Source organism: Flavobacterium sp. Root901, from assembly GCF_001429765.1.
In the GTDB taxonomy this organism is placed as follows: domain Bacteria; phylum Bacteroidota; class Bacteroidia; order Flavobacteriales; family Flavobacteriaceae; genus Flavobacterium.
Genome location: NZ_LMJB01000008.1, coordinates 235,978 through 258,884, shown reverse-complemented (window position 1 = coordinate 258,884; position 22,907 = coordinate 235,978). Strand labels below are relative to the sequence as shown.

Sequence of the window (22,907 nt, the reverse complement as noted above, 5' to 3'; positions counted from 1 at the left end):
CCAATGTCAGCTAAACTTTCAACAATAACAACACAATACCGTCGATTCACAAAGAATCAGGTACTTACAGAAGGAAACCTTAATGAGGTTGTAGATTTTTTTGACGACCAGGATCGCCTGTCCCGCATTTACCTGAGCGGAGTTGGTATAGTTTGCGGACTTTATCCAGCTTATGATGAGACACAAAATACTATTTCAATAACGCAGGGAACAGGTGTAACTACTGATGGTGATCTTTTTAAATTATATCAGGCAGATGTATTGGGAAACAAAAAAATTGATTTTGACTCCAAAACGTATACGGATTGCAAAATTTATGATAATACAAAAGCGGCTTATAAACCTTTTTTCTATGATGGCGCAAACAAGCAATTGCCTCTTTTTGAACTTCTGACAGAAGAACAGCAAAAAAAAGAAAAAGATCCCAATTTTGCTTTAACAGAATTTACCGCAAATACAAAATTTGATTTTAAAGAAGCTGTAGTGCTATTGTATCTGGAGTCGTATGAAAAAGAATCTGACCTTTGCGTAAGTCTTTCATGTGACAATCAGGGATTGGAAATTGTAGGCAATTTTAAAGTTTTAATTGTCAGCAAAGCCGTTGCCGCACAAATAATGAATCATGACAGCATGATTGGCAAGATCAATTATGTTAATTTATACCATACATTACCTGACGTAAAATCAAACAGAATTGTACTAAAACCAGACGATTTTGTTCACCTTGAGTCTATAAAACAAACTTTCAGCAAAGGAATTTTCAAAAATAATGTTGTTCAGGATTTGCAGGATGGCTACAATAAGCTGCTGACAGGCTTAAATATGCCGCTCGTTTTAGAGGCTATTCAAAAAAAAATAACCGAGCTGTTTAATTTTGAAGGAGATCCGGTACTTCCTCCAGATTTTCAATATCTGTATGATCTGCTTAACGATCTTGTCGATACTTACAACGAAACCAAAGCATTGCTGCTTACTATAAACGATAGTAATTGCTTTCCCGATATTAATGCTTTTCCAAAACACTTAATGCTGGGAGAATTAATAAAAACGGAACCTTGTTTTGAATTCCGTCATGCCTTTTACAAATCTCCGCTGCTTACAGGAGAAAGTCTTGCCGCCTGCAATGACTGCCTTGAAGATGATAAAGATTCAGAAGAAAAAGAGCTTAAAGGAGATGAAATAAAAATATGCTATAGCGAAAACACAGCCAGACAAAGAATGTACAGTCTTATTCTGCGAAGTGCCCAATTATTAGAAAACTACAATCCATTATATGATTTTATAAAAATTACACCTTCGCTACAGTTGGGTAAATTGGGCAAAAAAGCCATTCCTTTTTACAATAATGTAAACGATTCGCTTATTAAAGCCTGGGATTTTGATAAAACAATTTTAGGATTGCAAAAAAACAATGTTAGTTATCATGATGATTTATTAAATACCAAAAAACCGCTCGAAATCCACCTCGATAGTGATTTTTATAGAATTGAAGGTCATCAGGGACGCAATTACAAAGAGGCTCTAAAAGCTATCCAGCAAATTAGATTAGAAAACGGATTAGGATTTAATATAATGATCCTGGCCGTAAATGCTAATGAACTGGATAAAACCGTCCAGAATTTTACCAAATATTACCTCAACAAAAACAATGGGTACGAGCATAAAGCGGGCGTAGCTCCCGGAGGTACCTTTATAATGATATATCTGGAAGAAAAAGTACCATATTATTACTATTATAACACTCGCAGACCATCTTTAACGGGTGACTTTGAAAAATTTACTGAAGGCATCCCAATTTTAAATCCAATTGTTGCTGATTTTTCGTTACCGTATTTATGTTGTGACGAAAACAACATAGGTCTTACTTTACCTGTAGATAAAATCTGTTTTGACAGCAAAACACCGCCTCTGCCTTTTAAAGTATCTCCAGCAGGAGGTTTTGTAAAAGCCAATGTCAGACCTGATCAAAACGGAGGAATAGCGGTAAATGAACTTGGAGTACTGGTTTTTGATCCAAATTTAGTAAGCAAAGATTTAATAGGTCAGCCAATAACTTTTACAGTTAATAATTTTGACACCGAATGTGTCATAACCATTTTTGAAAAACCAAAATTCGATTTTATCGCTGTTCCTTCAAATCCTTCAGGAATTAGCGAAACCGAAATTACTTTTACCGTAACCGGAGAAAATCTTGCCGGTAATAAATATACCTGGAACTTTGGAGATAAAAGCGATCCTGTTACAGATGAAAAAACAGAAATAAAACACCTCTACAAGTACGATAGTGAATCACAAAAAAAATTCACATTTGATGTTATCCTTAGTGCTGATAATGGCAACTGCGGTTTCCAAATCACTCATCCGGTGAGTTTTGAAATTGAAGACCCAAAAGTATTGGTAGATAACAAATTGATAAACAAGATATCTTTTTGCAGAAACGATAAAGCGGTGCTGCTTACACTTGAACCAAATATAAAAGGAGCCGTTATTTCGGGAGAAGGAGTTATAACAACAAGAGGTGGATTTCAGTTTAATCCGGCTGGTGTTTCTACCGATATCACAAGTGTAAGCATTTTGATAGACGGCAAACCATCCAATCTTACTATCACACTTTTAGATCTGCCTACAGCCAATTTTACTTTCAATATAGACCCTGCCGGAATGCTGAATTTAATCAACAACTCAATAAATGCAGCGTCGTATACTTGGGAAATTAATAAGGAAATAGTAAAAACAGACAAAAAAGAACTATTATCAAGACCAATTTCTTTATTTAATGAATCGTCTATTTCTGTTTCATTAACTGCTGAAGGCAAATGCGGAGCAGTAACCGATGGTCCAAGACTTATCGAGATCAACAAACCGGCTGAAGCCAATCCATGTCTTGACAATGCAGATTTATTTGTAAAAAAATCAATTGAAACCATAACCAATTTAAGAGAAACTGCCATTTTAAATAAATTCAGCAGAGAAACTGTTAAATTCATTTCTGAAACTGAAAACAGACTTTTAGAAGTTCAAAAAGACCTTGAAGGTTACATCAGCGGTAAAGCAAATGCTAAATTGTCTGAATTCTTTACGCAGGAATATTTCAATTTTATAGGTACAGTTGTGTCCACTGCAATTAATCAGCAGAATGCTAACCAGACTACTGCGGTACAAACCCTTATATCGGTAAATACTTCTTTGTATTATACTATTTTGAAATGTCAGGATGCAGAAGTTCTTAATGCATCTGAAAAACAAATTATTCCGGCAGCATTACTGTTTAATAATTTATTTAAAAGTTTCGTCGAAATAAAATTCAATGCAGATACTGATGGATCATTGAAAAAGTTCTTATCGAGCATGCTGAAAGTATTTGCAAAAATCGATTTTATACTAACCAATTTAAATATCCAAATAACAGACCTTACAACTAATGCTAAGCTCAAGTAAACATATTATCAATAAGGTTTTCCTTGAGATAAATACCAATTCTAAAGAAAAGGGATATTATCTCAAGGACAATATTGATGCGTTTTTGCAAAAGGAAATATTCTCGTTTTTAGAAAATTACTTTAATGAACTGGATTCGAAAAACCCATCATACAGCATACAATTAGAAAAACTCAATATTGATATTGCTATAAATCAAAATCTGGATTTCGAAGATTTCAAAGAGCAGATTCTCAAGAAAATTACCAAACAAGTTGAAGAAGTTTTTGAGAAAGAAGATTCAAATACAGAAGGTTATAAACGCATCAGACCGCAGGAAAAAGAAATAGAAAGCTTTTTTCATTTTCTGGAAACTGGTACAAATACCTGGTGGACAACCTCAAATCATGATTTTAAAATTATAGATGACACAACATTTGATGAGGTGCTAAACGATGAAAGTTTTTCTTTTAAATGGAAAAATGCAGTTCAAAAACCAATGGCAAGAACAAGGTTTATCAAACAATTTAGTGATAGTCAAATTGCAACCATTATCAAAAAAGGAATATTAGTTAAAAAAAATAATATTGACAGCAGCAAAATAATCCGAATTGAAACTATAAAAAAACAAATTGAAATTAGTATTTCAAAAAACCAGTTGATTACGAATCAAAGATTTTTAACGTGGGAAATAGTCATTTTAAATCTTTTGGGAACAAGCGATGCAATTGTAAAACAAAAGCTTTCCGGATTGATTTGCAGTGTTTTTAAATTTCAAAAAAAGAACAGTTTTTTCGAAAACAAAAAACTTTTTCTAAAAGAAATTGAAAATCAGATAGAAAACCAAAACGAACTGGAACTGCTTGCTAATCTTGATGCAGTTGTTTTGATTATCGAAAAAAAACTAGCCAAAGTTATTTTAAAAGAAAAAGAAAAAGGAACACAAACTTTCCCAAAAAAACAGGAAGAAATAAAAAATGAGACAGAAAAAGAGACAGGACAAATTAAGGACAACAATGAAAAGACAACATCTGATCCGGATTTAATTTTGTTAAAAAGCAAAGAAAATACTGTTGACAGAGACGATAAAAATATAGAATCCGCATCAAATGACTTAAAAGAAAAAACCTCAAATAAAAACGAAAAAGTAATCGATAAAAAAGATGATTTATTTGAAAAAGAAGAAGATATAAGAGATCCGGATATTAGCGGTTTGTATGTTGACAATGCCGGTTTGGTCCTGATTCATCCCTTTTTGAAATCTCTTTTTGAAAATTGCAGACTGCTCAATAAAGACAATACTATCAATAATCCGGAAACTGCCGCACATCTTCTGCATTATATAGCAACCGGAAAAGAACAGGATTATGAGAATGCAATGGCTTTCGAAAAATTCTTATGCAATATTCCAATAGACCAGCCTATTGAAAGAAACATTGTACTCTCTGAAGAAATGAAAAAAGAAGGAGCCGCCATGCTGCAAGCGGTATTGAGCAATTGGGATGCCATGAAAACATCATCGGCAGAATTGCTTGAAAATGAATTTTTACAGCGTACCGGAAAACTAAATATTAATGGAGACGAAAATCCAACAGTAATCATAGAGCGAAAAACACAAGATATTTTATTAGACAAATTAAGCTGGAATTTGAGCATCATAAAATTGGCCTGGAAAAAACGAATTATATATGTTAACTGGTAAAATTTAAAAGTATGAATATTGAAAATGCCTCTTTTTTAGAATACGATAAAAAAAATATTCGCGGCCTTCAGCAAATGGCTTTAGAATTTTTATTTAATAATGTAAACATGTCTAAAGTAGTCTTTTGCGGAGGTGTTGCAGACTATCTTAACCTTCGCGAATATTATGACATTACCATTAATGATATCGATCTGCTTTTTGAAAACGAGCTGGATTTACAACCCATGACAAACAAATTGGCAACAAAAAGATATATCTCTAAATTCTATAAAACAAAAAACGGAGAAGCGTTAGTAAACATATTCAGAGTTGGAGAAAACTCAATTAATATAGACAGTTTTCCAAGGGACTTTTCTAACGCAACTTATACACAGTCGCCATTGTTGGGGAAAATGGTCTGGCATACCTCATTTGATGACAGTAAAAAAAATCATAATAATGAAATCCATCTAAACACCTCAGAAGCAAAAGGTATTGACTATCAATGGAGACGATTGTATAAACACAGCCGAAAAGCTTCTTTGTACAACAATATAACTTTCCTGGAAGAGAAAAACTTAATTCATACAATTAAAAAAAATATTTTATGAAGGGAGAGCCTAGAATAATTTACAGCTTAGATGCATTTCCTATCAGCAATAATCGATGGAATGAAGGCAATAGATTTAAAGAAACGATTTATTCGACTGCTTTAAGTATTCTATACAGCCATTTATGGTATCAGGATATTGAACTTTATGCTGATGAAACTGCGTACAAATTTCTTTATATGCTTCCTTGCCGAGTTACTAAAATAAGCAGTAATGAAGACACTGTTATTTGGATGAAATCGAAAATTGATGTCATGGAAAAGCAAACCAAACCTTTCATACATCTTGACAATGATGCCTTTATAAAGAAAAAAATAAATTTTGATTTTGATAAAGTAATTGTAGAACAAAATGATTACGAATTATACAGCATGTACCAGTATCGTTTGGATTTTTTTAACCAATATACGCAGGATTTAGAGTATTGGAAACCAGATTTAGGATATGCTTTCAACTGCGGCGTATTAGGCTTTAGAGACTTAAAACTTCGGGATGAGTTTCTGGAGGTTTATTATACTTTGGAGGATATTTTTATAAAAAATAATAATCCGGGAATAACAAGAATAGAACCCTGTATTGTTTTAGAACAGTATAATCTGGCGTCATTATTACATCATAAAAATATTAAACCAACATTATTACTCTGGAAAAAAAACTTATACGAAAACAGTCAGCTGGCAGATAGAATTGGCTATACACACATTGCCGGTCAAAAAAAATACAGGATCGATATTGTGCAGGAAATAGAAAACAGACTCTCAAAACTGTTTCCGTATTGGTACAAAGAAGTAAAAAATGCTTTAGCAAAAGAAGGGATCGTTTAAAATAAAGTTATAAAACAGCTATATATGAAACAAAGACACAAAATGATTTACAGCCTTGATGTGCTCCCTGTAATGAACAACAGATGGAATATGGGAGACAAACTAAAGGAGACAATCTACATGACTGCTCTGAGTATATTATATAGCCATTTGTGGTATGAAGAAATTGAGCTTTATGTAGACGAAATTGGCTTTAAGTTCCTGCATATGCTTCCTTGTGCTGTTACCAAAGTGCAAAATGAGAACAGAATTGAACTTTGGATGAAATCGAAAATCAATGCCATGGAACTGCAGACAAAACCATTTGTGCACATAGACACTGACATATTTATTAGGAAAAAAATAGATTTTAGTTTTAATGATGTAATTGTAGAACGAAAGGAAGATACTTATGAAATCCATTACAGAAAACAGGTAGAATTATTTAGTAAATACACTCAGAATCTGCCGTATTGGAACACCAATTTAGGCTATTCATACAATTGCGGCATATTTGGTTTTAACGATCTCAGGCTCCGCGATGAATTTATAAAAAGCTATTATGATTTGGAGAAAATATATTTAGAAAACCAAACCAGCTTTTCCGGATTGAAACAAGAAGGTTATGAAACCTGCATTTTAATCGAACAATATACGCTCGCATCGCTTTTAAAATATAAAAACAATAATCCTGAAATATTATTGAAAGGAGAAAATATAACAGAACAGGGAAAATATGCAGATGCTATTGGGTATTCGCATTTTTTTGGAATGAAAAAATATGAAAAATATGTTGTTGACGAAATTGAACTTCGGCTCTCTAAAATATTTCCGTATTGGTATATGCAAATAAAAAACGCATTAGAGAAAGAAGGTGTTATGGCGAATAATCCGCAGTTTGTTTATTAAAACAAATTATTAATCCAAAATGGTAAAATAATACATCATGAGAGAATTTGAACAAAAAAAACCAGCTAATAACTCCTCTTCTCCTTTTTTTGGACCAAAAGTTCAAAAAAAACTAACCACAGGAACTGTTGGAGACAAGTACGAAAAAGAAGCCGATAATGTGGCTGACAAAGTAGTAAATAAACGCAAAACGGGAGGACTTTTGCAATCCAGAAGTGAAGAAGCGGTACAGCAAAAACCCATTTCAGAAACCATTTCAACGGTTCAAAAACAAGATCTGGTACAAGAACAGCCTCTACAAAAAAAGGGCAAGGAAAAAGAAGAAGACAAAAAAGTGCAAAAGAAATCTGATAAGGAAGAGGACAAAAAAATACAGAAGAAAGGAGAAAAAGAAGACGACAAGAAAGTGCAGAAAAAATGTGCTGATTGTGAAGCCGAAGACAAAAAAGCTCAGAAAAAAGAAGAAATTCAAGCCAAATTCAATGAATCAAATTCTGTAAATGAAGGAGTTGAAAGTGACCTCAACAGCTCAAAAGGCAGCGGCAATGGCATGGACAAAAACACAAAGCAGGAAATGGAATCTGGCTTTGGAGCCGATTTCAGCAGTGTAAACATCCACACAGACAGCAAAGCCGTTCAAATGAGCGAAGAACTGGGCGCACAAGCTTTTACACACGGCAACGATGTTTATTTCAATAAAGGGAAATACAATCCAGACTCCAGAGAAGGTAAGCATTTACTTGCGCACGAACTCACACATACCATACAGCAAACAGGAGGCAAATCAAAATCAGGAACCATACAAAAAACATCAATCGAAAACCATTCTGAAGATTTACAAGCAGAGAGACCTCAAAATCCACAATTCAGGGGCAACCCTCCATTGGAAAAAGCCAATGATAATCAAATGCTCATTTCTACGGGTCAGAAAGGACAATATGTTTCTGAATTACAGCAAGGACTAATGAAAGCAGGTCAAAGTCTGCCAAAATTTGGAGCAGACGGAGATTTTGGAACCGAAACACGAAATGCAGTAATTGGCTTTCAAACAGAAAACAGTTTGAATAAAATTGATGGTCTTGTTGGTCCGGAAACGATAGGCGCATTAGACAATGTACTGGTGGCAGAAAAAGGAGAAAAAAAAGGCGGCTGTAAGAGTACTGTTAATTTCAATAAAGGTCCGTTTCAGAGTGAAGCAAGTGCCGGTTTTTTCAGTACTGCAAAATGTCCAAACGTTACCATTACAATAGATGCTGTTGCCCAGATCGTTGAGTTTCATAATTGTTCAACTTTGGAAATCAGCATAGATCATGTTGGCAGAACAAAAAGAACAATAAAAATTGATAACAACGGAAAAGGTCATTTCGAAGAAACATTTACAATGAAAAATCATGACGATATCCATAAATTATTTTTTACTATGCCGGAGCAATGTAAAGGAATGGGTGACACATTTACTGTAAGTGGAAGCATTAAACGTCATTAAATAAGGTTATTTCTTTAATAAAATGTCTGTATTCAAACAAATATCAAAATCAAATCCTTCACATTCCTCGTCAAATCATGACAAAGGGAAGGACTCTTTTTTTGGTGTTCAGGCAAAACTCAATATAGGAAAATCAAATGACAAATATGAAGTAGAAGCCGACAGGGTTGCAGACCAGGTCGTTTCCAATAAACAAACGGCAAACACAGACACTTTCTTTTCGCCATCGCCAGTAGTACAGAAAAAATTAGCAGGAAATGTTCAAAAACAAGAACAGCAAAACAAAGAAATTCAGCGAAAAACGGCAGCCGAAACCATAACACCTGTTGTACAGCTTAAAGCGGAATCAATCCAAACCAAACTAGATTCCAGAATAACAGAAAAACGAGAAACCAATCCGGCTTTTTCAGGATCAAAAACGTTAATTCAGCATAAACTCGAAGATAAAGTACAGAAAAAAGAAGAAACAGTTCAGAATAAGACAGAAGTCAAAAAAGCCGAAACTGTTTCTGCAAACACACTTTCACTTAAACCTTTAATCCAAAATAAAGGGGAAGAAGAAAATGTACAGCAGAAAAAAGAAGAAGAGAAACAAGGCAAAGACGAGGAAAAACAAATACAAAAAAGTAGTGCCGGAGATGCCAGTCCCGGCGATAATTCCCATTTAGAATCCAGTTTAAACAGCAGTAAAGGCGGAGGTTCTCCACTCTCCGGAAGAATAAAAACCGAGATGGAATCCGGTATTGGAGCCGATTTCAGCAATGTCCGCATACACAATGATTCTAATGCTGTTCAAATGAATAAACAATTGGGAGCCCAGGCTTTTGCGACCGGAAATAATATTTATTTTAACGAAGGGAAATACAATCCAAATTCAAAAGATGGCAAGCATTTACTAGCCCACGAATTAACCCATACCGTACAGCAGGGCGCTGCCATTAGAAAAAAACCGGAAGCTATATCCCCTGCTCCCGAAATGATTCAGGGTTCTTTCCTCGATTACGTTCCGGACTGGATAATCAATGAGGCACGACATATTCCGGGTTATACTCTTTTTACCGTAATTATTGGTTACGATCCGCTGCGGCAAATGGATGTAGAACGAACTCCGATTAATCTGGTTGAAGGGTTAATGGGACTTGTTCCTTTTGGAACTGCCATATTTGATAAACTTCAGGAATACGGAATTCTTCAGCAGGTTTTCGACTGGGTAGAAGGAAAATTAGGGGAACTTGGATTAACAATAGACAGTATTCTCGATTTGGTTGAACAGGTTTGGGATGAAATATCATTTCCCTACACCGGTATAATTGATTTAGTTACAGAAAAATTTAATGAACTAGTTAACAGAATAACTTCTTTTGTAAGTGCAACAGTCGATCAGGTGATTACCTGGATTAAAGAAGCCTTAATTGGTGTAGCAGAGCCTATACTCGCAGAAAACAAAGCCTGGTCATTAATCAAAAAAATAATCAAATATGATCCGCTGCGCGACGAAGCTGTCAATGCAACAACGGTCGAAATATTAGAAGATTTCTTATTACTTATAGACAAGCAGACAGAACTTGAGCAAATGCGTGAAAAAGGCACGCTGCAAAAAACTGCCGACTGGCTTGATACTCAGGTTGGAACTTTTAATTCATTGTTAGGTGAGCTTCGCGGACTTATAACCGCAGCCTGGGATGCTATTGAGCCATCTAATCTGGCTAACATTGCCGATAATATTTCAGCACTTGCAGATCAGGCAGGAGGATTTCTGCAGCGCGTTTGGGATTTTGCGTCAGGTGTAGCACTCAAAGTGTTAGAACTTGTGAAAGAATCACTATTAGGATGGTTGTCTTCTCAAGCCGCTACTGTAAGGGGTTATTCGCTTATTAAAGTGATTATTGGAAGAGATCCTTTTACACAGGAAGCTGTACCTCGCACAGTTCCAAATCTAATACGAGGTTTTATGAGCCTTATGGATGGCGGAGAAGAGCAATATGCGCAAATGGTTGAATCTGGTGCAATAGCCAGAATTGCAGGCCAGATTGAAGCCGCAGTAGCGACACTTAACATGACGCCGCAATCTATAATACAATTGTTTACAGACATTTGGGATTCTATTTCTATCGATGACCTGATTCACCCGATTGATGCTTTCATGAGAATCATTGAAAAATTTGGAGAACCTATTGGACGATTGATTGCTTTTGTCGCAGAAATTGTTCGAATCGTTATTGTAGCTATCCTTGAAATTATGAATTTTCCATTCGATCTCATCGGAAATATCATAACAAGAGCCTTAGAAGCTATTGATGACATCAAAAAAGATCCAATTGGTTTCCTGAAAAATATTCTTCGAGCTTTAAAACAAGGATTTATTCAGTTCTTTGACAATATCGTAACCCATTTAATAAACGGTGTAACCGGCTGGCTGATGAGCGAGTTAAAAGACGCCAATATTCCGGTCCTTACTGATTTCTCTTTGAGAGGGGTTATTACCTGGGTAATGGAAGTGCTTAATATCTCGATGGAAAAAATCTGGGAAAAACTGGCTGCACATCCTAGAATTGGACCCGCAAGAGTTGCCAGACTCCGCAGCGCTATTAATACGCTCGAAGGCATCTGGACATTTATCAAAGACGTTCAGGAACGCGGTATGGCTGCCATTTGGGATAAAATACAGGAACAGCTTAGTAATTTGTGGAATACCGTTCTGGATGCTGTGAAAAACTTTGTCATGGAACGTATTGTGAACAGAATAACAGCCAGACTTTTAAGCATGCTGGACCCAACCGGAATCATGGCAGTGATAAACGGCGCTATGGCTTTCTTTAATGCGATACAAAGTTTTATCAAATACCTGCGTGAAATGCTCGAAGTGGTCAACTCGTTTGTCAACGGAGTGGCAGATATTGCCCGAGGTAATGTCACTACAGCCGCCAATTATCTCGAAAGAACTATGGGGCAAGCTATGCCTGTCGTGATAGGATTCCTTGCAAATCAGGTTGGTTTAACCGGAATTGGAGCAAGAATTGGTGAAATGATTGTTTCTGTGCAACAAATGGTTGATGAGGCGCTGACTTGGCTGGTGAACAAAGCGGTGGATACGGGAATGGCATTGTTGGACAGAGTGATGGGAAGAGGTGAACCTGAAGCTGCAGGTCCAATTGCAGGCGCTTTAGCCGAGATCGATAGTGAATCTGAAAAGGAAAAAGATGAAGGTCAGATAACTCAGGAAGAGGCTCAGGCAATTAAAAATAAAGTAAACAATGATCATTCTTCCGTAATTGATATTTCATCTGTTGCTGATGGAGGCGAAACATGGGATTATACTTATATTCAGAAAGCAGTTAAAAGTGTACCTAAGAAAACTGTAGTTTCTTCTGTTATAAATGCAGTTCCTGATGCCGATGGAAGACCTTCCAGAGTAACCGCAAATCCTTTAACAAGTAAACAACCAGTCGATGGCCCAGGTCAGGCAACCGGAAGCAGATCAATAGTTGTGGGGCAAAATCTAATTGATCAATGGGTAGCACAAACTGGCGTTAAACATCCTCAATCAACTGCTTTAGGTGTACACATTGTAGCGCACCATTTATTTGGAAAATGGAATTCATCTAATATTGTTTTTGGTCTAAAAACATTAAATGAACAAATGAAGTCAGCAGAAAAGATTGCAAGTGATAATAAAGGAAGTACTATAGAATATGATATGACCGTACAATATCACGAAAATGATAAAACTGCCACTGATGCTCTTCCTGCAAATGCAAACCCAACAACTGACGATGTGAAAAAAGCAATTGGATTTTATGTCGCTAAATCGATTACCGGTCCAATTAATAAAATAAATGATGATGGCTCAAAAACCTCTCTTGGAAGTGCAAATGCTCAGGCACCAGCCTTCCCGGATATTGGCAGAGTTGCTGATATCGGTCAATTAATTATGACCCGCTTAAAAGCCAGTACAAATGCTAACACATCGGTAATAAATGGCATAACATATAACCAAACAACTTACACTAGCTATTCTACTTTGGCAGGCGATATTTCTAAGAGTCAAGAGGCTACACGAATAAAACTTGAGAATTTGACAGCTTCTAAAAAAATAACCCGCGTTGGTAACAATTATTACGTTGATCCTAATGCTTCTTAAAATTAAATGATTATGAAAAGATCAGATATAATATTAAAAAAACTAAACGAATTTGGTATAACATCCTTTGATAGAACCTGGCCTGATTACATCAAAAAGCTGGATTTAAAAAAAACAGATGTAAAAACCCTTATACAAATTGTTGCTTCTTCAAACCTTAGTAATATTACAACGGGAGCTTTAATTGAAGAATTTGCTGCAATGCATGCATGGCGGGCATTGGGGCAATTACAGTCAAAAGAATCTATAAAGGGGCTTTTGAATTCATTAATTGATAACAAAAATCAGGAGGCATTTTGGTATCGTATTGAATTGCCTCTTGTAATAAGAAAAATTGGAGATGAAGCTATAAAACCGTTATCCGCTTTCATAAAAAAAGAACATTTATGGGGTGATAAAGTAATCGTAATTAACGGATTAATAGAAATAGCTCTTCAAGAGCCAACGTATAAAGATGAGATTGAAGAAATTATTAATTCTGTTTTAAAAAAGTACAAAAAAAATGATTTTGCTTTCAACGCTTCAATTCTCAATGCGTTATTTAAAATAAAACCATACCATAATAAACTAGTAAAGGAAATTATTGACAATGACAAATTTGATTATGATTTTATAGATCGTCCTGAACTGGACAAATTCATTAAAAATGCCAAAATGTACCAATAGATACTATCTAAAATTGTCTGTTTTAACTCAATCAATAAAAAAATGGAAAATGTATTCTCATATATCAAAAATCAATTCGTATTTCAGCTTGATACTCTTTTTCAGACCGAAAATCCGATAGGTAAACCCATTTTAAATCAATTTGATGCAAATGGCTTTCTGGGCGAATTTATTATCGAAAATAATCTGTCTGAAATGGATATTCTTATTCTGGGACTTGCTCTTGTTCCTCACATTAAGCCTGATTTCTTAAGTTCGATTATTGCCGAATATCTGCCCAACGGCGGAGAGCTTCCAGAGTTTGGCGGAATAAAAACCAAGAATCATCGCGGGATTTTACCAACCGGAGAAACGGCTCAGTTTTTAGCTGCCGGAAATGATCTGGAAAACCGAATATCATTTTATAATTATTTACACAATCAATCTTTTCTCTATAAAAAGGGAATTATCAAAATAGAATCTGTTCCAAATGGCGAACCTAAATTAAGCGGTTTATTAATCTTAGAAGAGGAATACATCGAAAAATTCATCACCGGAAAAATCCTTAAGCCCCAAATGAGCAGTGTATTCCCTGCGCAATTAATTGAAACACAATTAGACTGGGACGACTTGGTTTTGAATTCCAATACTTTAAATCAGATAAAAGAAATAGAAACGTGGCTGAAATTCAACGAAATTCTGTTACATGAATGGGATATGAAAGCCAAAATAAAACCCGGTTTCAGGGTTATGTTTTACGGAACGCCAGGAACAGGAAAAACGCTTACAGCTTCACTTTTAGGAAAATATACGAAAAGAGATGTTTACAGAATTGATTTGTCGATGGTGATCTCGAAATATATTGGCGAAACCGAAAAAAATCTTTCTTCCCTATTTGACAAAGCAGCCGATAAAGACTGGATCCTCTTTTTTGACGAAGCTGATGCTGTTTTCGGAAAAAGAACCAATGTTAGGGATGCACATGATAAATATGCGAATCAGGAAGTTTCTTATTTACTGCAGCGAATTGAAAATCATCCGGGATTGGTTATTCTGGCTTCTAATTTTAAAACCAATATTGATGCTGCTTTCACCCGAAGATTTCAGTCTATTATTGAGTTTGAAGTGCCTTCGTATGGTGAGCGTTTACAGCTTTGGCAAAATAATCTGCCAAAAGGAATCAAAATTGCAGAAGATGTAAACTTGAATGAACTTTCAAAAAAATACGATATTACAGGCGCTAATATTGTAAATATTATTCAATATGCCTGCTTAAGAACCTTAGAAGATAAAAATGAAAGTATTAATCTCAATCATCTTCTTCAGGGAATTAAAAAAGAATATGCTAAAGAGGGGAAAATGATGTAATAAAATTGTTACTTATAAAATAGTTAACTACCAACGCATTATCCATATTATTTACCAAATAATGCCCCAGTATATTAAAGTTTTATCTTTTTTGCTAAATGCTATTCCTTTTGAATATCCATTTTGCCATTCAGGTGGCATTTGTAAATTAGGAAGCAAATTGAAATTTTCAAAGCGATTTCCTGATTTAGCATCTAATACATAAATATTAAAACTCTCATCTAGCTTTAAGTCTCTTCCATCTGTAGGATTATAAACCTTAAAATTTGGTACTGGATATTTCATTTTATAGCAGTCTCTATTTACTAATAGAGAATCTAATATTTCAACCTTTTTTCTATTTTCATAGGTATTTTTTGTTTCAAATCTATTAATTAAAAAAAGACACGAATCTTGGTATGTATATTTTGCAACAAAATGATATTTATTTATTATTGAATCAATTTTTAATGAATCTACATCATTCTCATACAACATGAAACAAATATCATTTTTAGATTTATTTTTATTGTTGATAATTATATATGGATATGCAACAAGTTTATTTGGAAAATGAGAAGTTAAAATTTTGTCAAATTCACCTTTACTCTTAATATATTCGTTAATATCTTCTTTACTTATTACTTGACCATTACAGCTTGCAAACATAATGGTAATAAATAACAATCTTAAAAAGATTATATTTTTCATAATTAATTATTTTAAGTTATTTAAATTTCTAATAGTATAATCCCCGATAGCGCAGATTTGCAATCTGTGCCCGCAAAGATTGGCTCACAAAAGCTATCACTTTGTTAGTAATATTGCTGGTTGTTGGTTTGTACTTGAGACATTTCTTTCATAAAAATATAAAAGTACAGTATAAAACTGTACTTTTTATGGTAATCTTTGTCGATTTACTTTGCGGGCACAGATTGCAAATCTGCGCTATCGGGTGAACTTTTACATCCATCCTTTATAACTTGATAAAATATTTTTAATATTGATTTTAATTATTAAAAACTTAAAATGATAAAGATACCTCAGATACGGTACCTTTGCTTAGAAGGTACTATATAAAAATCTGATTAATTATTAAATTTTACAATTATGATAGAAATGATAATCGAAATTTTAACATATATTGGTTTGCTTAAATCTTCAAAAAAGAAGAATGACAATAACAAGAAAGCATAAGTAAATTAATTACTAAATACTTTCTCATTAGTTAAAATGCCTTTCTTATAATATTCAATTTTTAATGTATCTTGGTTTTCGTTAAACTCATATTGTTCCCCATCTCGTTTTCCTGAGACATAAAACCATTTAGACTGTAGTTTCCCATCTTTATAGTATAAATAACTAAACCCTTCTTTTTTACCATAAAAATAATTGTCCAAAAGATTTATGTTCCCGTTTTCAGAATATATAGTAATATTGCCGTGTGGTTCATTATTAACATAATTCCCTGTTGAATAAACTCTTCCATTACTGTAGAAACTAACAGTAGCCCCGTTTAGTTTACCTTCTGAATAATTCGATATTTGAATTAAATTGTCGCTTTTATCATACCGTTTCCAAACACCGTCTTTTTGATTGTTTTTATATACGCCAACTTCACAATCAATATCATTGCAATCTTTTGCAATACCTGTTTTCTTATTTGTTTTACAGCACATAATTAAAGCTGAAAAGACTAATAATAATATAAATTTAAAAGCTCCCATTTTGATTTGATTGATACCATGATTAAATCCTGCTTCGATATTTTTAGTAAATTGTTTTAGACTTTCAGCTGCTTGATGGAAATATGATTTTGCATCTTGTGTAATATCTGTTCCTGTTACTCCGGTATAAATACTTTTCGCAGTTTGTTGTAAAAAACCATTTGGCCCTGCATCTGCAAAAATTTGACCTACTGCGAATTTAGGCATTTGTTTCAACATTTCTAGACCACCTATTGCGGCTCCGTTTTCTTTATAAGTTTCTCCAACTTCTTTCATTTGAGGTAAAGTTACAAATTTACTATCAAAACCTGTTTCTTTTGCTCTTTCAGTCATTGTAGTAAACACTCCAGGTTGTTCTGCAATATTGATAAAAGCTGTTTTTAGTTTATTTATGTATTCATCTCCTTTACCTTCCCATTTTTTAGATGTCATTTCAGTACTTTGCTGGTTGGTTTGGAATAATTTATTTCCTTTTTCATCAAAGAAAACATTGAAGTTATCATTTGTTTTCTTTGTCATTTCCAGTTTTCCTTGATTATTTAATCGCCAATGATCTGAAGGAGCCATCCCATCAGGATCAGTAAACCTCATAGGATTGTTAAAAGCGTAGTTATATGGACTATGCCTACGCATTTTCTCTGCCAATGGATCAATTTGCCACCAACGACCATCTGCGGGGTCGTAAAATCTAGCACCATAGTCGTACACCCCAAGCCCCATCTCGTCTTGGATTAAGGCATTATAAAATAAAAAACAGCCCAATGGCTGTTTTAATTTTTATGCGATATTAATATAAATATCTGATTTTCTGTAAATGTTAGAGTCACTAATTAACCACCAACACATCTGATACATTACCCATTTCTTTCATAAAAATATAAAAGTACAGTATAAAACTGTACTTTTTATGGTAATCTTTGTCGATTTACTTTGCGGGCACAGATTACAAATCTGCGTTATCGGGTTATTTTTAAAGAATCCATTATAAGTGAATTTGTAGTCGAAGATGATGATGAATCTTTTTACCATGTGCGTTGTAAGAGTATAAGTCGACGTGGTGATAGAACTAAAATTATCGTTATGTGTGCGTTCTTTAAGATTTGTTTTTTTATCTAATTCTTCGGGTTTTACATATGTAATCTTTGTATCGCTTATAGGCTTTGAGCCGTCGGCAGATTGTTTTATGTTTTCTTCAGAACCAAACCCACCTTTTGAGAGGGTTGATAATGATTTCATTACTACTTTGTCAGCTTTCGCATATCCTTGTTTTTCCATAAATTTCTCTGAATTTTCAACTACACTAGCACCAAGCTCTCTAATTTTATTTGCCTTTTCATTATTTTCACCAAACATATATCAGCTCCAAGTCTATCATATTTTTTTGCATCTCCAGCTCCAATTTTATTAGCCGTTGTTTGAGTAAGTTTTGACTCACCTTCCACATGTACAACTGCTCCAGTTTCATTATTAACAAATCAATCAGGAGGAGAAACCATCATACCATCAGGGTCTATGAAAAACACAGGATTATTTAGAGCATAAGCATAAGGATAAATCTCCGTGATTTCTCCGCCAATGGAATGGCCTTCAAAGTCATGCATGATTGCACCTATTTTAAAAATTTAGTTTTTCTAGTATGTGCAGTCTTGTCGTCTTTATACCATTTAATTAATTCAGGAATATATTCCATTAATGTTGAGTCAGACTCATCTTTAAAAAGTAAGATACTCTTATTTAAAATTATTTTTAAATCATTTAAAGCTACAATCTCAAAGTCTTCTCCGTTTTTAAAAAATAAATAGTCAGTGCCATCTGTTCTATAAACTGTTCTTATAAGATATATACCTTTAGCTTTACTTCCAATATCTGAACCATCTAGTAATTCTCTTGCCTCAATATCTAAGCCATTTTGTTTATCAATTTCTCCATTTTTAATGAAGAATTCTTTTATGGCTACTTTCATCTTTCCAGTAGAAGTCTTATTTTCTAAACTCTGAGAGGTAGCACTTAATGATAATAAATAGATTATTATCATCGATTTTCTTAATAAAAAGTTTTTTTTCATATTAATTTTTCATAGTTTCTTTTAATATTTTTTCAGAAACTTCATTTGGTTTTTTCTCTACATCTGCTCTCGAAGCTCCTGAATGTTGCAACTTAATATTCTCAGGTGTTGCATGTTCAATTTCTTCTCCTAATGTAACTCCTGTCATTCCCATTTTCGTTATTCCATTTATTGATAATTCAGTTCCATCACTTAATGGCTGTACTGAAGTACCACCAGCTTCAACACCAGCCGCTACATCATTCACCAAAGCACTTATATTTTTATCAAAAAGCGTAATCGTAGTTTTACCATCAGGATTGTTTTCTTTAGGAGTAATCGTCGCTCCTAATACAGGCTCTCCTTTTGAAGTTGGAGCATCTGTTTTGTTAACTTCAATTTCAACAGGATGAGTCATACTTACCAACTTGTTAAATTGTTGAGAGCCGGCATCAGTACTTCTAAGCGAATTTCCTAAGTTTTTATGTTCTGCCGTTGCATAACTTGTGTATCCAACTTTACCATTGTCTTTATTGGTATTGTATATAGTATTACCTTTCGCATCAACCCATTCCAATCCTTCTAACTCTCTTCCATCAATAACTCTATTTTCAGCAAAAGCGTATGGCGAATTATATGTATATTTCTCTGCTAGTGGGTCAATACACATAAATCTTCCAATAGCATAATCGTAATTTCTCCACTTAAAGCTGTCCCAGTTCAATGATAGCTCATCCTGACGCTCTTGTCCTTGGTACTTATACTTTAATCCATCATTGGAAGAATTTTTCAGAATATTATACCCTTCTTGTTTTAATCCAAATGGATAATAATTATTCTCTTCCTGTGTGACAAGATTTTTATCATAACTCAAACGAATATTTCCTAAATGATCTTTGTATTGATATATATATTTAAAAGAACTTGCTGTTACTGCTTCTACATATCCTTCTGTTGTTGGGAAGAATTTAAGTGTTGTATTCACATATTGGTACCCTCCCAAATAATCTGTAGTAGTAACACCTGCCGGTGAGGTAACTGTTACTACTTTCTGAACCTTCTCCCCCGCAGCATTATAAAGGTAAACAATATTTCCTGTTGCAGCAAACGTTACCTGAGCTGGAAGATTAAGATTATTATATGTTATTGACGTTATGTTTTTGTTATTGTCTTTGATCATGTTGCCATTAACATCATAACTATAATCATCAACAGTATTTGCAGTACTATCTGCAAAACCATTTACTTTAGAAGCCGCTGGCGCATTGTCAACGACCTTTGTAAGCTGATTGGTTTGGTTGGACACTCCATAACTGTAAATCAAATTATCAATCTGAGCAGCAGTGGTTTCATTATTACCATTACGTATTAAAGACAGAATGTTTCCGTTTTTATCATACGTTAAACTTTCGTTATAAGCATTATTTGTAGTCGCAGCTCTTTGAAAAACTGCATCTTTCAATCGGTTTAAATTATCGTATTTATAACCGTACGAACGAATAACTGGTGTTGTTTCTGAGGCACTTGTCCAATAGGTTTCGGCAATGTTTCCGTTGTATAAAGCTTTTACTCCTGTAATGCCACTTGATATTGTGTTATAATTTATTTTAAATGCAAATTGATCTTTAGGATCTACCCCATTTGTTAATGAATTAATATCATTGATATTGGTCATCCAGCCACGAATATTATAAGTATAATTAATATTTTGGGTTGGAGCAGCCGTTGTGTTTCCAACTTTTTTAGAAATTAACTGTCCTAACTCATCATATGTATTACTTGCAATAAGTTCTATTGTTCCACTGTTTATTTGATGTGTTTGTGTCAATAAACGATCCTGGTTAGAATATGTAAAAGCATCCTTAGTCATTAATTCAGTATCTGTACTTAACCTTTTATGTCTTGTTATGCTATACTGCAGCTGTCCCGAGAACGGATTAAGTTTGCTGTCAGTGTACATATAACCACCTAAGAAATTTTGTGTGTAAGTACGAATAGGTCTTGCTTTTGCATCATAAAGTGTATAAGCAAGTTCATTTCTGTATGTTGTACTATTTTCTAAAATTCTTGTCCAGCTTCCTGTAGGTAATCCAATAGGTTTTTCTGTTGTTGCTGTTTTTGTGTTATAATATACATTTTGCGTTTCAACACTCGCAGGAATTGTTGGTGCATTTGGATAATTGTAATCATCAAAATAATTAACTGTCAACACATGATAACCAGCAGTCGGCCAAGCAGCAGTAGTATATCTGAATGGTACTCCATTTATAGTTGTATTTGTCGCAGTTGCAATTTTGGTTTCACTAAAATTGGCAGTATATCCATTTTGAGTATCCTGTAATGTTTTTCTGTCTGCACTTGTTACTGAAGCAGGCATCCATGCCGTAATTACCGGACGGTTTAAAGCATCGTATTTTGTTACAGACCAGCCTATAGTTGTAATGTCTGCAAATGGAGACAAACTTGGGCCCGTGGCTATTACTCTGTCTAATTTGTCATAAACAATAAACTCCCATTGTTTACCCGGTAATTTTTTCTCTACTAAACGGTTTCGATAATCATACTTATACTGATAACATAAATTATCTAAAACTCCCTGATTATTTACAATAGTTGCGCTGAATGTACTTCCTGCAACCGCATTAAAGCCCGGTAATAATCGAATAGAGTTTGTAGCTGTTAATTGTAGAGAACTTCCTGAATTTACAACAGCAGTAGATGTTACATCATTTTGTGCAGCGATAGATGTAATTAAATCAACAGCTTTTGGAGGAATTACGTAAGTTAAATTACCGTAAGAATCGTACACATAATAAGTATCATGTTTTACTCCGGCATCATAAGTGCGTTTTAAGATTAACTGTCCTTCTTTGTTTTTAAACTCTACAGTTGATCCGTTAATTTCTGTTGGGGCTGCAGTAGTATTTTCGTCATAAGTAATAGTTTTATAAAGCTGATTTGCTGGATAAAAGCCATTACCTGTTCCATAATTTAATGATATGTCATATAAACCTAAACCTGAATTCCATGTTGCATAAGCCAAATACAATTTTACTTCACTATCAATGTTTGTCTGATAGTTCATTTTGATAGTGTGATTGTTTACTAAAGCCCAATCATTTCCAGGGGCTGCCTGCTGTAGGACACGCCCTAATGGTGAGGCTTCCAGTTGTTTTTCACTATATGGATTATTATTTGCCGCTCCATAATTTGTCTGATACTGCGAGATCAGATTAGGAATTAAAGCAGAAGGATCTATATAGCTGAGATTGTTTTGTGATGAAGCAAACGGAAGATATTCCTTAGTTTGTCTTCCAAAGTCATCATATTCTATAGGTGTTATAATATCTTTTCCTGTTGCCGAAGACTGATAAGCGTTTTTTTGTACCGGTCTGCCCAGCCCGTCAAAATATGTAATATTTTGATTTGCCTGAAGAATAGTTGGAGTCAATATGCTTGACGCTGTTTCTGTTTTATAGGCAATATTTTTAATTGAATTACGGTTTTGCAGAACTGGTATTAAACTATTGCAATTAGCACTTGTTCCCGGAATTGTCGGACAATTGTCCGTGTTATCCAGGACATAATTTCCGTTAGGTTTTGTACATTGCTGGGCAATAAAATTTGAAGGATCACCTAATCCGTCAAGATCTTCATCGTAGTACCATGTCTGAGGATTTGGACAGATTAAATTTCTGGAAAAATTAAAATAACAGCCATTCCATTGTGTAGGGGAATTGGTCAAGTAAAAAATCAATGTATTGTTTTCAATTTTTGCTGCAAAATTTGCTAGTGGGCTTCCTGGTGCTGATGATAACTGCCCAAGTTCCATGTTGGGTAATGCCGGAGAAATAGTGAGAGTTGCAACAGTACCAATTTTTAAATAACTCAAATTAGTCCAGCCGGCATTGATGCTGATAGTCAGTACATCATTGGTGATCGAAATTGTACCGCCGCCAGTACCGTTTTGTCCATTGTTATTTAAATTAGGAACTGTAATATTTTGTGAGTAATTAGGATAAATTCCGGCTTGGATCTGACCAAAAAACATCAATAAAAAGAACACTAAGTAATAATTGTATTTTTTCATCATTTC

Annotated in this window: 14 protein-coding genes; 9 read left to right on the top strand and 5 right to left on the bottom strand. The window is 34.3% G+C overall.

Annotated elements, in window-relative coordinates; translation table 11 throughout:
- Positions 1–3: 3 nt before the first annotated feature.
- From ASE21_RS16665 to ASE21_RS16625, 9 genes are read left to right on the top strand one after another with little or no spacing between them, the layout of a single operon-like run.
- Positions 4–3,438 carry a hypothetical protein gene (locus ASE21_RS16665; protein ID WP_057123848.1) on the top strand — a complete coding sequence of 1,145 codons (3,435 nt, stop codon included), beginning with the start codon at positions 4–6 and terminating at the stop codon, positions 3,436–3,438.
- Positions 3,422–5,119: a contractile injection system tape measure protein gene (locus ASE21_RS16660; RefSeq protein ID WP_057123846.1), complete on the top strand. Its 1,698-nt coding sequence runs from the start codon at positions 3,422–3,424 to the stop codon at positions 5,117–5,119. The genes ASE21_RS16665 and ASE21_RS16660 overlap by 17 nt, the downstream gene beginning before the upstream one ends.
- An 11-nt stretch (positions 5,120–5,130) precedes the next feature.
- Positions 5,131–5,709, top strand: coding sequence for a hypothetical protein (locus tag ASE21_RS16655; protein WP_057123844.1), 579 nt, complete (start codon positions 5,131–5,133; stop codon positions 5,707–5,709).
- Entirely contained in the window at positions 5,706–6,533 is an 828-nt protein-coding gene (locus ASE21_RS16650; protein ID WP_057123842.1) for a DUF6734 family protein, read from the top strand. The genes ASE21_RS16655 and ASE21_RS16650 overlap by 4 nt, the downstream gene beginning before the upstream one ends.
- 24 nt (positions 6,534–6,557) lie before the next feature.
- Positions 6,558–7,421, top strand: coding sequence for a DUF6734 family protein (locus ASE21_RS16645; RefSeq protein ID WP_057123841.1), 864 nt, complete (start codon positions 6,558–6,560; stop codon positions 7,419–7,421).
- 37 nt (positions 7,422–7,458) lie between these two features.
- Complete coding sequence (locus ASE21_RS16640) at positions 7,459–8,907, top strand: DUF4157 domain-containing protein (protein WP_057123840.1); 1,449 nt, start codon at positions 7,459–7,461, stop codon at positions 8,905–8,907.
- A gap of 22 nt (positions 8,908–8,929) precedes the next feature.
- The gene (locus ASE21_RS16635; RefSeq protein ID WP_242410292.1) at positions 8,930–13,048 is read left to right on the top strand and encodes a DUF4157 domain-containing protein; all 4,119 of its coding nucleotides are present in this window, start codon (positions 8,930–8,932) and stop codon (positions 13,046–13,048) included.
- 12 nt (positions 13,049–13,060) lie between these two features.
- On the top strand, positions 13,061–13,714 hold the full coding sequence (locus ASE21_RS16630) for a hypothetical protein (protein WP_057123838.1): 654 nt from the start codon (positions 13,061–13,063) through the stop codon (positions 13,712–13,714).
- A gap of 42 nt (positions 13,715–13,756) precedes the next feature.
- Positions 13,757–15,061, top strand: coding sequence for an ATP-binding protein (locus ASE21_RS16625; protein ID WP_057123837.1), 1,305 nt, complete (start codon positions 13,757–13,759; stop codon positions 15,059–15,061).
- A 51-nt stretch (positions 15,062–15,112) separates the two neighbouring features.
- Here ASE21_RS16625 and ASE21_RS16620 read toward each other — a convergent pair whose 3' ends face one another.
- The 5 genes from ASE21_RS16620 to ASE21_RS22055 form a co-directional block, all read right to left on the bottom strand.
- A complete protein-coding gene (locus ASE21_RS16620) occupies positions 15,113–15,751 on the bottom strand; it encodes a hypothetical protein (protein ID WP_128414712.1) in 639 nt (212 codons plus the stop codon).
- A gap of 491 nt (positions 15,752–16,242) precedes the next feature.
- Complete coding sequence (locus ASE21_RS16615; RefSeq protein WP_242410291.1) at positions 16,243–17,529, bottom strand: RHS repeat-associated core domain-containing protein; 1,287 nt, start codon at positions 17,527–17,529, stop codon at positions 16,243–16,245.
- A 105-nt stretch (positions 17,530–17,634) separates the two neighbouring features.
- The gene (locus ASE21_RS16610; protein ID WP_057123830.1) at positions 17,635–18,120 is read right to left on the bottom strand and encodes a hypothetical protein; all 486 of its coding nucleotides are present in this window, start codon (positions 18,118–18,120) and stop codon (positions 17,635–17,637) included.
- 256 nt (positions 18,121–18,376) lie between these two features.
- Entirely contained in the window at positions 18,377–18,832 is a 456-nt protein-coding gene (locus tag ASE21_RS16605; protein ID WP_057123829.1) for a hypothetical protein, read from the bottom strand.
- 1 nt (position 18,833) lies between these two features.
- On the bottom strand, positions 18,834–22,904 hold the full coding sequence (locus ASE21_RS22055) for a DUF6443 domain-containing protein (protein ID WP_199858514.1): 4,071 nt from the start codon (positions 22,902–22,904) through the stop codon (positions 18,834–18,836).
- Positions 22,905–22,907: the final 3 nt, after the last annotated feature.

Coding starts and splice junctions, on each gene's coding strand:
- ASE21_RS16665 (WP_057123848.1), top strand. CDS start 4: ATGTCAGCTAAACTTTCAACAATAACAACACAATACCGTCGATTCACA.
- ASE21_RS16660 (WP_057123846.1), top strand. CDS start 3,422: ATGCTAAGCTCAAGTAAACATATTATCAATAAGGTTTTCCTTGAGATA.
- ASE21_RS16655 (WP_057123844.1), top strand. CDS start 5,131: ATGAATATTGAAAATGCCTCTTTTTTAGAATACGATAAAAAAAATATT.
- ASE21_RS16650 (WP_057123842.1), top strand. CDS start 5,706: ATGAAGGGAGAGCCTAGAATAATTTACAGCTTAGATGCATTTCCTATC.
- ASE21_RS16645 (WP_057123841.1), top strand. CDS start 6,558: ATGAAACAAAGACACAAAATGATTTACAGCCTTGATGTGCTCCCTGTA.
- ASE21_RS16640 (WP_057123840.1), top strand. CDS start 7,459: ATGAGAGAATTTGAACAAAAAAAACCAGCTAATAACTCCTCTTCTCCT.
- ASE21_RS16635 (WP_242410292.1), top strand. CDS start 8,930: ATGTCTGTATTCAAACAAATATCAAAATCAAATCCTTCACATTCCTCG.
- ASE21_RS16630 (WP_057123838.1), top strand. CDS start 13,061: ATGAAAAGATCAGATATAATATTAAAAAAACTAAACGAATTTGGTATA.
- ASE21_RS16625 (WP_057123837.1), top strand. CDS start 13,757: ATGGAAAATGTATTCTCATATATCAAAAATCAATTCGTATTTCAGCTT.
- ASE21_RS16620 (WP_128414712.1), bottom strand. CDS start 15,751: ATGAAAAATATAATCTTTTTAAGATTGTTATTTATTACCATTATGTTT.
- ASE21_RS16610 (WP_057123830.1), bottom strand. CDS start 18,120: ATGTTTGGTGAAAATAATGAAAAGGCAAATAAAATTAGAGAGCTTGGT.
- ASE21_RS16605 (WP_057123829.1), bottom strand. CDS start 18,832: ATGAAAAAAAACTTTTTATTAAGAAAATCGATGATAATAATCTATTTA.
- ASE21_RS22055 (WP_199858514.1), bottom strand. CDS start 22,904: ATGATGAAAAAATACAATTATTACTTAGTGTTCTTTTTATTGATGTTT.